The organism is Nocardia sp. Marseille-Q1738, from assembly GCF_965283145.1.
Window position 1 is genome coordinate 401,594 of sequence record NZ_CBDIMS010000006.1, and the last position, 13,710, is coordinate 415,303.

15 protein-coding genes are annotated in these 13,710 nt (G+C 68.9%); 7 read left to right on the forward strand and 8 right to left on the reverse strand.

Translation table 11 applies throughout. The features are described from left to right. Nucleotides 1-6: 6 nt before the first annotated feature. Both ACWPXK_RS23505 and ACWPXK_RS23510 read right to left on the reverse strand, forming a co-directional pair. Nucleotides 7-687, reverse strand: coding sequence for a YdcF family protein (locus ACWPXK_RS23505; RefSeq protein ID WP_454198358.1), 681 nt, complete (start codon nt 685-687; stop codon nt 7-9). 274 nt (nt 688-961) lie between these two features. Beyond that, nucleotides 962-1,639: an MBL fold metallo-hydrolase gene (locus tag ACWPXK_RS23510; protein WP_454198334.1), complete on the reverse strand. Its 678-nt coding sequence runs from the start codon at nt 1,637-1,639 to the stop codon at nt 962-964. Between the two features lie 30 nt (nt 1,640-1,669). Between ACWPXK_RS23510 and ACWPXK_RS23515 the strand changes: the two genes are divergently transcribed. Then, entirely contained in the window at nt 1,670-3,640 is a 1,971-nt protein-coding gene (locus ACWPXK_RS23515; RefSeq protein ID WP_454198335.1) for a TPM domain-containing protein, read from the forward strand. Nucleotides 3,641-3,683: 43 nt separating this feature from the next. Continuing rightward, nucleotides 3,684-4,502 carry a MerR family transcriptional regulator gene (locus tag ACWPXK_RS23520; RefSeq protein ID WP_454198336.1) on the forward strand — a complete coding sequence of 273 codons (819 nt, stop codon included), beginning with the start codon at nt 3,684-3,686 and terminating at the stop codon, nt 4,500-4,502. A gap of 154 nt (nt 4,503-4,656) precedes the next feature. Here ACWPXK_RS23520 and ACWPXK_RS23525 read toward each other — a convergent pair whose 3' ends face one another. Then, nucleotides 4,657-5,919 (reverse strand): phthiocerol/phthiodiolone dimycocerosyl transferase family protein, encoded by a 1,263-nt coding sequence (locus ACWPXK_RS23525; protein ID WP_454198337.1) that lies wholly within the window; start codon nt 5,917-5,919, stop codon nt 4,657-4,659. A gap of 70 nt (nt 5,920-5,989) precedes the next feature. Between ACWPXK_RS23525 and ACWPXK_RS23530 the strand changes: the two genes are divergently transcribed. Beyond that, the gene (locus tag ACWPXK_RS23530; RefSeq protein ID WP_454198338.1) at nt 5,990-6,598 is read left to right on the forward strand and encodes a TenA family protein; all 609 of its coding nucleotides are present in this window, start codon (nt 5,990-5,992) and stop codon (nt 6,596-6,598) included. 63 nt (nt 6,599-6,661) lie between these two features. Here the strand turns inward: ACWPXK_RS23530 and ACWPXK_RS23535 are convergent, their stop codons facing one another. Then, nucleotides 6,662-8,053 (reverse strand): glycine--tRNA ligase, encoded by a 1,392-nt coding sequence (locus tag ACWPXK_RS23535; protein WP_454198339.1) that lies wholly within the window; start codon nt 8,051-8,053, stop codon nt 6,662-6,664. 196 nt (nt 8,054-8,249) lie between these two features. Here ACWPXK_RS23535 and ACWPXK_RS23540 point away from each other — a divergent pair, with 196 nt between their 5' ends. Further along, a complete protein-coding gene (locus tag ACWPXK_RS23540) occupies nt 8,250-8,600 on the forward strand; it encodes an ArsR/SmtB family transcription factor (protein ID WP_454198340.1) in 351 nt (116 codons plus the stop codon). 3 nt (nt 8,601-8,603) lie between these two features. Continuing rightward, on the forward strand, nt 8,604-9,038 hold the full coding sequence (locus ACWPXK_RS23545) for a Fur family transcriptional regulator (RefSeq protein WP_454198341.1): 435 nt from the start codon (nt 8,604-8,606) through the stop codon (nt 9,036-9,038). Nucleotides 9,039-9,095: 57 nt separating this feature from the next. On the opposite strand, the gene ACWPXK_RS23550 is transcribed toward ACWPXK_RS23545, so the two are convergent. Next, nucleotides 9,096-10,067 carry a hypothetical protein gene (locus tag ACWPXK_RS23550; protein WP_454198342.1) on the reverse strand — a complete coding sequence of 324 codons (972 nt, stop codon included), beginning with the start codon at nt 10,065-10,067 and terminating at the stop codon, nt 9,096-9,098. Between the two features lie 102 nt (nt 10,068-10,169). Between ACWPXK_RS23550 and ACWPXK_RS23555 the strand changes: the two genes are divergently transcribed. After that, complete coding sequence (locus tag ACWPXK_RS23555) at nt 10,170-10,796, forward strand: TetR/AcrR family transcriptional regulator (protein WP_454198343.1); 627 nt, start codon at nt 10,170-10,172, stop codon at nt 10,794-10,796. 10 nt (nt 10,797-10,806) lie between these two features. Here ACWPXK_RS23555 and ACWPXK_RS23560 read toward each other — a convergent pair whose 3' ends face one another. After that, nucleotides 10,807-11,217: a hypothetical protein gene (locus ACWPXK_RS23560; RefSeq protein WP_454198359.1), complete on the reverse strand. Its 411-nt coding sequence runs from the start codon at nt 11,215-11,217 to the stop codon at nt 10,807-10,809. Between the two features lie 14 nt (nt 11,218-11,231). Further along, complete coding sequence (locus tag ACWPXK_RS23565) at nt 11,232-12,050, reverse strand: isoprenyl transferase (RefSeq protein WP_454198344.1); 819 nt, start codon at nt 12,048-12,050, stop codon at nt 11,232-11,234. Between the two features lie 122 nt (nt 12,051-12,172). Here ACWPXK_RS23565 and ACWPXK_RS23570 point away from each other — a divergent pair, with 122 nt between their 5' ends. Next, nucleotides 12,173-12,553, forward strand: coding sequence for an Aca2/YdiL-like domain-containing protein (locus ACWPXK_RS23570; protein ID WP_454198345.1), 381 nt, complete (start codon nt 12,173-12,175; stop codon nt 12,551-12,553). Between the two features lie 150 nt (nt 12,554-12,703). Here ACWPXK_RS23570 and recO read toward each other — a convergent pair whose 3' ends face one another. Next, the gene (gene recO, locus ACWPXK_RS23575) at nt 12,704-13,483 is read right to left on the reverse strand and encodes a DNA repair protein RecO (protein WP_454198346.1); all 780 of its coding nucleotides are present in this window, start codon (nt 13,481-13,483) and stop codon (nt 12,704-12,706) included. Nucleotides 13,484-13,710 lie beyond the last annotated feature (227 nt).

Here is a 13,710-nt window from a genome sequence, read left to right on the forward strand (position 1 = left end):
CGAATATCACTGTCCCGCCGTGTAGCTGAAGTCCGCCGAGAAGTGAGTGAGCTGATACCACAGCAGCGCGCCGGTCTCCCTGGCGATGCCGTGTGCCTGGGATTCGCGAGTGTAGACGGCCGGACCGGTCCTGGTCGGCGCCGTCCACGCGGCCAAGCCCTCGTCCCGAGCCATGGTGCGGGTGCGCAGGGAATGCCACGGATCGCTGACCAGCACCGCCGAGGACAGGTCCCGCGCCCGCATCGCCGTCGCGACCGCCTCGACGCTGCGCAGCGTGTCCGAGCCGGTCTCCACCGCCAGGATCTTGTCGCTCGGCACACCGCGCGCCTGCAGGTAGTTCTTGCCCGAGGCCGCTTCGGTGAACAGGTCGCCCTCCTGCTTGCCGCCCACGGTGATCACGCGTGGGGCGACACCGGCGCGGAACAGCCGGTAGGCCCGGTCGAGCCGCGCTTCGAACACCGAGGACGGCGTCCCGGAATACTGCGCGGCGCCGAGCACGACGATCGCGTCGGCTTTCGTGTAGTCATCGATGCGCGCGACCTGCCATACGCGAAACGCCGTTCCGCCGACCAGCACCGCCGCCATCACGACCGACCCGACGACCAGTCGCCGCGACCAGCGCAGCAATCCCGCGCCGAAGCCGCGCGGCCGTGCCGGATCGGAAGCCCGAACAGCTCGGGTGCGCATCGTTGGCAAATCCACTCCCCAAGTCTGCCAGGAGCGGTGCCGGAGCCCAGGACGGCTGACATCGCTCGTGACGACTACCAGGCGTTGGACGTCTCGGAGCTGGTCAGCAAAAGTATGCGATCCGGTTCCGCCGTTGTTCGAGCAGACGCCGGACACTCATACGACGCGTTGAGGTTTGCCGCGTCGTCGCGGCCGACGTACCCGCCGCCGCGAGCGCGGTCAACGCCCCGCGACCGACGCTGACGGGCTGCTCGCTCATGGGGGACGCTCGGAACTACCAGCCTCGGGCTTGCCAGTCCGAAAGGTGCGGACGTTCGGTTCCGAGCGTGGTGTCGTCGCCGTGTCCGGGATAGACCGCGGTGTTGTCGGGGTAACGGTCGAAGAGTTTGGTCGTGACGTCCGTAAGGAGGGAAGTGAAGTCCTCCGAAGAAGTTGTGCGGCCGACGCCCCCGGGGAATAGGGAGTCGCCGGTGAACAAGTGGGTGCGATCGGCGTCGTCGGTGAGAGCGAGGGTGATCGAGCCGGGTGTGTGGCCGCGTAGATGGATGACCTCGAAGACCAGATCGCCGATCCGGATGACGTCGCTGTCGGTGAGCAGCCGGTCCGGGCGGACCGGGAGCGAGTCGGCGTCCAGCGGATGGGCCGCGGTCGGGGCGCCGGTGGCGGCGACGGTCTCCTTCAACGCCATCCAGTGGTCCCGGTGCTGGTGCGTGGTGACGATCAGCTGGACCTGCCCGGGCACCTCCTGCTCGACCAGGGCGGTGATGCGCGGCGCCTCGTTGGCGGCGTCGATGAGTACAGCGGCGCCGGTGTTCGCGCACTGCACCAGGTAGCAGTTGTTGTCCATGTGGCCGACGGACATCTTGACGATGCGGGCGCCGGGGACATCGCGCTGCTGCGGGTTCGAGTCCGGCGACACGTGGCCGGTGTACGGGCGATCGATGGTGATCACGGAACGATGCTAGCGAGTTAGATTCGTGCCATGGCACTGCCGCCGCGGAATCGCCTCGCTCGCCTGCTGGTGATCGGCGCCGTGCTGGCCATCGCCCTGTTCGGCGGCGGGACGGTCGCGGCGGAACCACCGCTGCGGATGAACACCTACATCGAGGACCCGGCCGACGCGCTCGACGACGTCCAACGCGACCGGGTGCGCGTTTCGGTCGACCAGCTCTACGCCGACCAGCAGATCCGGCTGTGGGTGGTGTACGTGCGCGACTTCGACGGCCTCGACCCGCGGGACTGGGCCCGGCGCACCGCGTCGATATCCGGGTTCGGCGAGCGGGATCTGCTGCTCGCGGTCGCCACCCGGGACCGCGCGTACTGGCTCGAGGGCGAAGTGCCCAGCGGCGTGAGCGATGCCGAACTCGACGGCATCCTGATCGGTGAGGTCGAACCCGCCCTGCGCGACGGCCGTTGGGCCGACGCCGGGATCGCGGCGGCCGACGGTCTGGACGCGGCGTTGCGCGGCGGCGGTGTGAGCGTCCGCGCCCTGCTGGTCATCGGTCTACTGGTCGTCCTCGTGGCCGGTGGGCTGCTCTGGTACGCGCGCAAGCGCCGCCGGGAACGATCGGAGGCCGAACTGGCGGCCGCACGGCAACTGGACCCGGAGAACACGACGGCGCTGTCGGCGCTGTCACTGGAGGCATTGCAGGCTCGATCGCGGGAGGCGCTGGTCGAGATCGACAACGCGGTCCGTACCAGCGGAGAGGAACTCGACTTGGCGACCGCGGAGTTCGGTGCCACCGCAACCACTCCCTTCCGCACCGCGCTCGAGCACGCGAGAGCCGCCGCCGCCGAGGCATTCGCGATCCGGCAGCGCCTCGACGACGCCATCCCGGAAACACCGGAGGAACAACGCGCACTGCTGGTGGAGCTGATCAGCACGGTCGGGCGCGCCGACCGGGAACTCGACGCGCAGGTCGCCGAGTTCGACGCGATGCGCGATCTGCTCCTGGGCGCAGCGGAGAGGTTGGACGCACTCACCAGGGATATCGTCGACGTCACCGCACGCTTTCCCGGCTCCGAAACCGAGCTGCACCGGCTCGCCGCCGCCCATCCGGCCGGCGTCCTGGCGCCGATTCACGACAACGTGCGGATGGCGCGCGAACGGATCGCCTTCGCGGAGCAGAACATCGACGCGGGGCGTTCCGCGCTCAGCCGTCCGGTGGGCGAGCAGGGCGGCGCGGTCGCCGCCATTCGCTCCGCCGAGGCCGCGATCGGCCAGGCCCGCGCCCTGCTCGACGCGGTGGACACCGCGGCCTCCACCATTCAGCAGGCACGCGACGGACTGCCCGGCGTGCTGGACGAGCTGCGCCGCGACATCGCCGCCGCAACCGAACTGTCCGCCCACGGCGGGCCCGAACTGACCGCCGCCCGCGCCGCCGCCCAATCCGCCCTCGACAAGGCGACCTCCGCGGCGGACGCCGACCCGCTGAGCGCCTTCCATGACGCGGTCACCGCCGACGCCGATCTCGACCGCGCCCTCGCGGCCGCCACCGATCGCAAACTCGCCGCCGAGGACTTGCGGCGCAGACTCGACCGCGCGCTCACCGACGCCCGCGCCCGAATCGGTTCGGCCGCCGACTACATCACCACCCGCCGCGGCGGGATCGACGCCGAGGCGCGCACCCGGCTGTCGGAGGCACAGCGCCATCTCGACGAGGCGCAGCGGTTGGCGTCCAGCGACCAGACCGAGGCGCTCCGGCACGCGCAGGCGGCAGCGGATCTGGGCGGACGCGCGCTGCAAGCGGCCCAGACGAGCGTGCGGGCATGGGAGAGCAGCCGCGCTCCGTCCGGCAGCGCGCAGGCGGGGGCGGTACTCGGCGGCATACTGCTCGAAGCGCTGCTGCGCGGGGCAGCCAGCGGAGCACGACACTCCGGGGGCGGCTGGAGCCCGGGCTCATACGGCGGCTCGACCGGCTCTCGGCGGATCGGCCGCGGCGGAAGATTTTGACCTTGACCCTGACACCGTGTGAGGCCATAGACCAGAACGCGTCATGTTCAGTATCGGAGATTTCGCCAGACACGGACGGGTGTCGGTGCGCATGCTGCGCCACTACGACGCGATCGGGCTGCTGCGCCCGGATCGGGTCGACGCCACCAGCGGCTACCGCTATTACGATGCGGGGCAGCTGGCCCGGCTCAATCGCATTGTCGCGCTGAAGGATCTCGGCTTCACCCTGGAACAGGTGCGCCGGATCCTGGACGAGCGGGTGGGCGGTGCCGAGCTGCGCGGCATGCTCATGCTCCGTCGCGCCGAGCTCGAGCAGCGCATCGCGAGCGACCGCGCCCGGTTGGTCCAAGTCGAGACGAGGCTCCGCATCATCGAGAAAGAGGGCGTCATGCCTGCCCACGATGTGGTGATCAAATCCGTCCCCGCCGTTCGGGTTGCCGAATTATCCGGAATCGCAAGCGATTTCGAGCCCGAGTCGATCGGTCCGGTGGTCGGCCCGCTGTTCGAGGACCTGTGCGCGCGGCTGGAACGCACGGGGGTCACGCCGGTCGGCGCCGGTCTCGCCTACTACGAGGAACGCGGCGACGGCACGGTACTCGTCCACGCCGCGATGCAAGTCGACCTGAACCCGGACGGCGAGCACGACTTCACGGTGGTGGACCTGCCCGCGATCGACCGGGCCGCGACGGTGGTGCACCGCGGCAGCATGGATCTGGTCCTGGAACCCTGGCAGGCGCTCGCGCGCTGGATCGACGAGAACGGCTATCGCCTCGTCGGTCCCAGCCGCGAGGTGACCCTGGTCTACACCGAGGACCCCGCTGGCTGGGTCACCGAGCTGCAGGAGCCCATCCAGCTGAAATAGGCTCGTCGGGCCAGCCAGTAGTTCGGGAGCACCCTGGCTCACCGAGAGGGAATCGTCGCACGCCAGCGGCACGAGGCCGCGGGACCAGTTCCCTCCACTGGATGCCGTCACAGGTACCAGCGCGGCGATCCGAGTACTGGCCCCTCGCAGCCGCTCAGCGGGCGCAGACCGCCGATAGTGCGGTCAGTTCAGCCCGCACGGCCGCGAGCAGACCGTCGGCGTGCGCACCGCCGCCGAGCACGCCGACGGTCAGCTCGCGCGCGAAGGTGTAAACGAGGAAAGTGACCGCGGCCGAAGCGCCCGCGGAAGGGCGGGGATGGGCGGAGAGATAGACGATCTCGTAGTCCGTCAGTTCGATCGTGCGCGGTGTCCGGAAAGCCGGGACGACGCCGGTGTTGGTCACGGCGATATGCCCGGCGAGGGAGTGAATCCTCGTCGTGCCGTAGAAATCGGGGAAATGCAGAACGGACTGCTGCACGATGCCTTCGGAAAGATCGTGCGCCAGTCGAGCCGAAATGCGCTGTGCCAGCTCGACCAGACTCGCGGCCGGATCCACTCGCGCCGCGAACGAAGTCAGACCTGCCATGTTGCTGCCAGCTGACGCGGATACCGGCGGCTCGAGCCGCGTGCGCAGATCCACCGGATACAGACAACCCAGCGGGATCGCGCCGCCCGCGGTCTCGTGTGCGTACGCGCGGAGCAATGCGGCGGTGAGCAGCCCGTTCATCGGCACACCCGCGGTGCGGCCGAGTCCCACGATCCGCGCGGTGGCGTCCGCGTCCAGCCGCACGCGTCGTGGACGTGCCACAGTGCTCGGGGCGGGCCGCTCGCTATCTGAGGGCACGTCCCTTGCCTCCGGCGCGAGGGGCTCGGTCACATCCTCGAATCCGGACGTGGCGGCTCTGACGATGCCGTGCGCCGCGACGTACCACTCCAAGGATCGGGGAAGTTCTTGTGGCACAACAGTTATCGGCACCTGCTCGATGATGTCGGTGTAGTAGGCCCACAGTCGCGTCAGGAGTTCGACGCAATGCCCGGCGTCGGCGACGCCGTGGTGGACGAACAGCGTGACCCGCCAGCGCTCCGCGCCCGAGTAGACGACGTCCAGATACGCCAACTGGGCCGCGGGGTCCACCACGGGAACACCGACCTCCGCCACGTCACCCTCGCGCACCGAAGCCCGGGTCCATGCCCGCTCATCTGGACGCAGTAGATAGCCCTGTCCAGCAGCGTCTTCCACGATGCGGCAACACACAATCGGATGGGCGCGCCGCAAAGTCGCGAACGCCTCCCGCAGCGCCGCGGGGTCGAGCGCTCCCCGCACCGACACCGACCGGCCCGTGTAGGTGCCGTGCCGCACGAACCGCTGCTCCGAAGGCGCCAACACCCGGACCACATCGTCCTCATCCCATGACACCCCGCAAGGGTGCGGCACCGTCGGCACGTGCGCAAACCGACCGGGCGGACGGATGCGGAAGACTGGTGGTATGAGTCTCGCGGCACATTTGGAGGACATCGGCCTGCCGTCGGTCGACCAACAGCTCGCCCACCCCACGGTCGTGGGTATCGCGGAGGGCACTTTGCCCGAATCGGTCTTCCGGTCCTGGTTGGAGCAGGACTATCTGTTCCTGCTCGACTACGTCCGGGTGTTCGCCCGTCTCGCCTGGCAGGCCCCGGCGGACCACCTCGGCGACTTGGTCGACCTCGCGCACGCCACCTACCACGAGGAGCTGTCGCTGCACCGCTCGCTGGCCGCCGAGTTCGGCGCCGATCTCGATGGGGCCGTCAAAGGCGCACCGTGCGCAGCCTATACGGCGTTCCTCCTGGATTCCGCCGCGTCTTATGGCGAGGGCCTCGCCGCCCTCTACCCATGTATGTGGGGGTATTCGACCCTCGGAGCGCGGCTGGCCCAGAACCCACCCGCCGAGCCGCGCTATCGCCGCTGGGTCGACACCTATGCCGATCCCGGATTCGCCGCCCTCACCCGTCGCTGCGCACAGATGCTCGACGAGTCCGGTGCCGATCCGGCACGCGCGGAAGCACTGTTCCGCGAAGGGATGCGGCACGAACTCGCGTTCTGGGACGTTCCGCGCTGACGGGGCGACCAACACGACAACGCCCCGTAGCCGGTGACGGCCACGGGACGACGCCAGGCGAACTCAGGCGCCGATCAGGTGCTGGGCCAGGTAGCCCTCCACCTTGTCCAAGGCGATGCGCTCCTGGGTCATCGAGTCGCGCTCGCGGATGGTCACCGCCTGATCGTCGAGCGTTTCGAAGTCGACCGTGACGCAGAACGGCGTGCCGATCTCGTCCTGACGACGGTAACGGCGACCGATGGCGCCCGCGTCGTCGAACTCCACATTCCAGTTCTTGCGCAGCCGCGCCGCGAGGTCTTTCGCCTTCGGCGTCAGATCGGCGTTGCGCGACAGCGGAAGCACCGCCGCCTTCACCGGGGCCAGCCGGCGATCGAGACGCAACACCGTGCGGGTGTCCACCCCGCCCTTGGCGTTCGGCGCCTCGTCCTCGGCGTACGCGTCGACCAGGAACGCCATCAGCGAGCGGGTCAGGCCCGCGGCCGGTTCGATGACGTACGGGATGTAGCGCTCGTTGGTGGTCTGGTCGAAGAAGCTCAGCTCGGTGCCGGAGTGCTCGGAGTGCGTCTTCAGGTCGAAGTCGGTGCGGTTGGCGATGCCCTCCAGCTCACCCCACTCGTTGCCCTGGAAGCCGAAGCGGTACTCGATGTCGGTGGTGCCCGCCGAGTAGTGCGAGAGCTTGTCCTTCGGGTGCACGAACAGCCGCAGGTTCTCGGGGGTGATGCCGAGGTCGGTGTACCAGGAGAGCCGAGTCTCGATCCAGTACTTGTACCACTCCTCGTCCTCGCCCGGCTTGACGAAGTACTCCATCTCCATCTGCTCGAACTCGCGGGTGCGGAAGATGAAGTTGCCCGGGGTGATCTCGTTGCGGAAGCTCTTGCCGATCTGCGCGATACCGAACGGCGGCTTCTTGCGCGCGGTGGTCATCACGTTGGCGAAGTTCACGAAGATGCCCTGCGCGGTTTCCGGGCGCAGGTAGTGCAGGCCTTCCTCGGACTCGATCGGGCCGAGGAAGGTCTTGAGCATCATGTTGAAGTCGCGCGGCTCGGTCCAGCGGCCGACGGTGCCGCAGTTCGGGCAGGCGATGAGTTCCATCGCGACCGCGTCCGGGTCATCGAGCTTGTTCTTCAGCGCGTACGCCTCCTGCAGGTGGTCCTGCCGGAAACGGTGGTGGCAGTGCAGGCATTCGACCAGCGGGTCGTTGAACACGCCGACGTGGCCGGAGGCGACCCACACCTGGCGCGGCAGGATCACCGAGGAGTCGAGGCCGACGACGTCCTCACGGCTGGTGACCATGGCACGCCACCACTGCTTCTTGATGTTCTCCTTGAGCTCGACGCCCAGCGGACCGTAGTCCCATGCCGACTTGGTGCCTCCGTAGATCTCACCGCACGGGTACACCAGACCCCGGCGCTTGGCGAGGTTGGCAACGGTGTCCACCTTCGACTTGGGTGCCACGCGAGAATTCTCCATCCACTGCGAGTCGGATTGTTGATTTGCCCCAACACAATAGTTTTGCGTCGGCGCTGCGATTGCGCCCAGCTTATCGGCACTGCGATGGCCGGTTTCAACCGCACGGTACCCGCGCGTCCGTTTGACATGCGCACCCGTGCATATGCAAACTGGTAATGCTTTCCAATAAGGAGTTGGTGACATGACTGCCGAGACCGCCGCGGCGCCGCCGCACAATCCGTATCGGTCGCCGGGCCCGGCGCCGGTTCCCGCGCGGGGCGTGCTGGAGGACGCGGGCGAGCTGTTGCGGGCGCTGGCGGCGCCGGTTCGTATTGCTATCGTGCTGCAGTTGCGCGAGTCGCCGCGCTGTGTGCACGAATTGGTCGACGCCCTCGGTGTCACCCAACCATTGGTCAGTCAGCATCTGCGTATCCTCAAGGCCGCTGGCGTCGTGCACGGAGAGCGGTCGGGTCGCGAGGTGCTCTACGAACTCGTCGACGACCATCTGGCGCACATCGTCGTCGACGCCGTCGCACACGCCGAGGAAGGGTGATTCGTGCCAGAGAACACGGCCGCTCCGCAGAAACCGGTCGGTATCCGCAGCACCAGGCAGCGCAGCGCAATCGCCGCGCTGCTCGGGGACATCGACGAGTTCCGCTCCGCCCAGGACCTACACGACGAGCTGCGCAAACGTGGTGAGGGCATCGGCCTGACCACGGTCTACCGGACGCTGCAGTCGCTGGCCGACGCGGGCATGGTGGACGTGCTGCGCACCGACTCCGGTGAATCGGTCTACCGCCAGTGCTCCACCGGCCACCATCACCACCTGGTCTGCCGCAACTGCGGCCGCACCGTCGAGGTGGAGGGCCCGACCGTCGAGGCCTGGGCCGAGGCGATCGCATGCGAGCACGGGTTCACCGAGATCAGCCACACCCTCGAGGTGTTCGGCACCTGCACGTCCTGCGTCGAGTCGCGTCAACGGAACGGGTGACGCCACGAGGGCCGCCCTCGGACGAGGACGGCCCTCCGTTGTCTCGGGTCGGCGAGTTCAGCCCACCGGCACCGGGTTCCGCGCCGGGTCCCGCGTCTCGGCGGAACGACCGCGCAGCGCGCCGACGCCGAGCAGCATGAGTGCGACCGCGCCCCAGGCCAGCAGGATCACGAGCGGACCAGCGGCAGCGGCGCCGTCGAAGAACGCGACCGAGCGCAGCAGCGAGGCGGCCGCGCCCGGCGGCAGCAGCTGGCCGATCGCGCCCCACGGCTGGGGCAGCAACTCCGGCGCCGACGTGGCCGCGGAGAACGGGTTGCCGATAAGCAACATGGTGAGTGCGGCGAGACCGACGCCCGCGGTGCCGATCACGCTGGCGAGCCCGGCCACCGAACCGGCGACCGCGAACGAGACCAGCCCGGCGACCGAGGCGAGCACCAGATAGGACCCCGGCACCAGCGACATCCAGCCCTGGATGATCGCCATGCTCAGCAGCCCACCCGCGAGACCGAAGGTGACCAGTCCGATCACCTTGCCGCCGACCGAGGGGATGAGCAGCGCGAGCAGCACACCCGCCGCGATGCCGGACATCACCAGCGGCAGCACCATCGCACCGAACGCGGTGCCGCGCGGGTCGTCCGGGTCGGCGGGCACCACATCCTCCACGCGGGGGGCGGGTGCGCCGGAGAGCTGTTGCCCGATCTGGGTCAGCTGCTGCGCGACCGCAGCACTCGCGCCGGAGGCGATCAGCACCCGCGGCGGGCCGTCGCCGGTGATGATCGCCCCGTAGACCTCCCGGTCCGCGATCGCGGCGCGGGCGGCTGCCTCATCCGCGGACGTGATGATCTCGAAGGCGTCCGGACTGTGTTCGGCGAGCTTGCCGGAGACCATCCCGGCTTGCGGGCCGGTGACGGCCAGCGGTACGTCGCGGGGCGCGATATTCGCGGCGGGCCAGGCGAACGCGATCAGCATCAATGCCTGGAGCAGGGCGGCGCCGAGGCCGAGAGCGAACGCCCGCTGCATGGTATTCATGGCCATCTCCCATAAATCGAATGCTCGTTCTTTTATCTGCCATCACCGTCGCATGCACGCCGCGAAGTTGTCAAGAACGGATATTCGTTTTATTTTGGGAGTATGCCCCGAGTCAGCGAAGAGCACCTGGAACGCCGCAGGCAGCAGATTCTGGATGCCTCCCGGAAGTGCTTCGCCCGCAAGGGGTTCCACGAAACCTCCATGCAGGACGTGTTCGCGGAGTCGGGCCTGTCGGCCGGTGCCGTCTACCGCTACTTCAAAAGCAAGGACGAACTGATCGCCGCACTGGCCACACAGACGACGGTGCCCCTGCGCGTGGCGATGGACCAGGCGATCGGGCGCGACCCGCTCCCCACGCCCGCCGAACTGATCATGGCGATCGCCGAGGAGGTCGTGCGCCGCAGCGGACCCGACGGGCCGGTGCGGCTGGCGCCACAAGCTTGGGCGCTGGCCCTGGTGAATCCCGAGGCGGGCGCCATGGTCCGCGAAACGATGTTCGCGATGCGGGCGATGTGGGTCATTTACGTGCAGCGCATGTGCGAGCAGGGCTGGCTACCGGCGGACGCCGACGTCGACGCCGTGGCGAAGGCGATCATCGGGCTGCTGCCCGGGTTCATCCTCCAGCACCTCATCCTCGGCGATTTGGACCCGGAGACGCTGGCGCGCGGCGTGCGGACGCTCCTCCCCTACGGGGAAGCCGCCGCCGAGACAGCTGGCGAAAGCGGGTGAGTCGCGGGACTCAGGGCAGCAGTCCCTGCCTGGCGCGGCTCGCGTTGGACAGCACGAGCAGCAGCATCGTGGTCAGCGCCTGGTCGTCCAAGCCCGCGGCAGGGAAGGTGTAGCGCAGGATGACGTCGGCGAGCTTGCCGTGGCCGATCACGGTGAGCGAGCCGAACTGCAACACGTTGTTGCGCTCGGCGACGCGCTTGTGCAGCTGCGGCTTCAGTGCACGGTCCCAGGCCAGCACGCAGGTCAGGGTCAGCACGTCCAGGCCGGGTGCGAGATTCACCGCGCGCAGCGAGCACAGCGCGCCCTCGTACTCGAATCCGAGCGACCCTTCGGGGTCGACGCGCACACCGATGCCATACCGCGAGAGGCACGCTCCGGCGCGTGCCTGTAGTTCCTGGTCGGGAGTCACCGCCGCGTCCATGTCCGCGCCGCCGTTCACTTGGTGCCGCCGAAACGGCGGTCGCGCGACGCGTACTCCACGCAGGCCTCCCACAAATTGCGCCGATCGAAATCCGGGAACAGCGTGTGCTGGTAGACGAATTCGGCGTACGCCGACTGCCAGATGAGGAAGTTGGAGCTGCGGAACTCGCCCGACGGGCGCAGGAACAGGTCCACGTCCGGCATGTCGGGCTCGTCCAGGTACTTCGCCAGCGTCGCCTCGGTGACCTTCTCCGGATCGATCTCCCCCGCCGCCACCCGGCGCGCGATCTCCTTTGCGGCGTCGGCGATTTCGGCGCGACCGCCGTAGTTGACGCACATGGTGAGGGTCATCACCGTGTTGTTCTTGGTGAGTTCCTCGGCGATCTCCAATTCCTTGATCACACTGCGCCACAGGCGCGGCCTGCGACCGGCCCAGCGCACGCGCACGCCCATCTCGTTCATCTCGTCGCGGCGGCGGCGGATCACGTCGCGGTTGAAGCCCATGAGGAAGCGCACCTCCTCGGGGCTGCGCCGCCAGTTCTCGGTGGAGAAGGCGTAGGCCGACAGCCACTTCACACCGATCTCGATGCAGCCCTCGACGGTGTCCATCAGCACCGCCTCGCCGCGCTCGTGGCCCGCGGTACGCGGCAACCCGCGCTCTTGGGCCCAGCGGCCATTGCCGTCCATTACCAGCGCGACGTGATTGGGCACCAGTTCCGGCGGCAGCTGCGGCGGCCGAGCTCCGGACGGATGCGGCGAGGGCGGACGGACGGTGTCTGCGATGTTCGGCGCGGTCGCGGTAGCGGAGTCTCGGCGGAGGATCACGGCCTCCATCCTGCCTGATCGCCGCCGCTGACCCTACTGCCGCGTTGCTTCCTGCCGAATTCCACGGTTCGCGCCGGCAACGGTGATTTATTCTTGTCCTGATCGTGATACTGGGGAGGGGTTTCTCGAACGTGACCGATTTACCAGGCACCGGGACCGCGGCCGGTTTCCGGGCCACTCGCGAATTACTCGGCCTTCCGGTCCCCTGGTGCGCGCGGTTCTTCGCGGTCGCCGAGCGCACCGTCGAGCGGTGGGAGAAGGGGGCCTTCCAGATCCCGGACGTCGTCGCCCGCGAACTCGCCGCCATCGCGGAGGAGACCGAGCAGGTGATCGAGGCCATGGTCGAGGCCATCGACACCGGGGAGATCTCGCCTCGGTTGCACACCTACCGGACCAACCACGACTACAGCAAGCACGAGCCCGACACCCGCTTCCCGGCCACTTGGCACCGCGCGGTGTGCGCCCGGGTCATGATCGAGCTGCCCCAGGTAGAGCTGCAATTCGTGGAATAAGTGGCTGCCTCGGCCTCCGCTCGGCCCAGCACGGGTTGACGACGGACTCCGCCCGGCCGCGTCTCTAGTGCGACTGCCTCGGCCTCCGCTCGGCCCGGCGCGGACTGATGACGAACTCCGCCCGGCCGCGCTTTTTGCGGCTGCCTCGCCTCAACCGCGGCCCAGCGCGGCTACGGACGTGCTCCGTCCGGCTGTGTCTTTGGACCGCTCGATCAGCGGCAGGGTGCGCAGCTGACGCTCCAGATGCCATTGCAGATGCGCCGCGACCAGCCCGCTGGCCTGTTTGCGCACCGCTTCGGGCACCGTCTCGACGTACTCCCACTCCCCGCGCCGCAGCGCGACCAGCAGGTCGAGTACGCCGGGGGCGGGTGTCGCCGCGCCCGGAGGACGGCAGTGCACGCATACCGCGCCACCGGCCGCGACGTGGAACGCCCGATGCGGACCCGGCGTCGCGCACTTGGCGCACTCGTCCAGCGCGGGAGCCCAGCCCGCGAAACCCATGGCGCGCAACAGGAACGCGTCCAGGATCAGTTCGTGCGGCCGCTGCTTGGCCGCGATCGCGCGCAGGGCACTCGCGGTGAGCGCGTGCAGCCGGGGCGCGGGTGCGCGCTCCTCGCCCGCCAGGCGTTCGGCGGTTTCCAGCACGGCGCACGCGGTGGTGTAGCGCCCGTAGTCGTCGATGATGTCGGCGGCGAACGACTCCATCGTGTGCACCTGGGTGACGATGTCGAGCGTGCGTCCCGGATGCAACTGCACGTCGATATAGGAGAACGGCTCCAACCGGGCCCCGAACCGCGACTTGGTGCGCCGCACCCCCTTGGCGACCGCGCGCACCAGGCCGTGCTGGCGGGTGAGCAGCGTGACGATGCGATCCGCCTCGCCCAGCTTGTGCTGGCGCACCACTACCGCCTCGTCCCGATACAAACGCACAGGCTGAGTCTAATTGCAGCGCTGTGCTGGTTCGGCCGCGACTTCGTCGCGGCGAGTTCGCGGCCCACCTGTGGCTCGCGGCCGAGCGACCGCCGCCGGCGCCTTCGTCGCGGACGCGGCGGGCCCCCGGGAGCGGGCCGGGGCGCGAACGGGGAAAGGTCGGGGTCGCCGCGCTCGAAAACGGGAGTCGGGGCGGGACGGTTGGGGGGGGGGGGAAACCCCAGGCC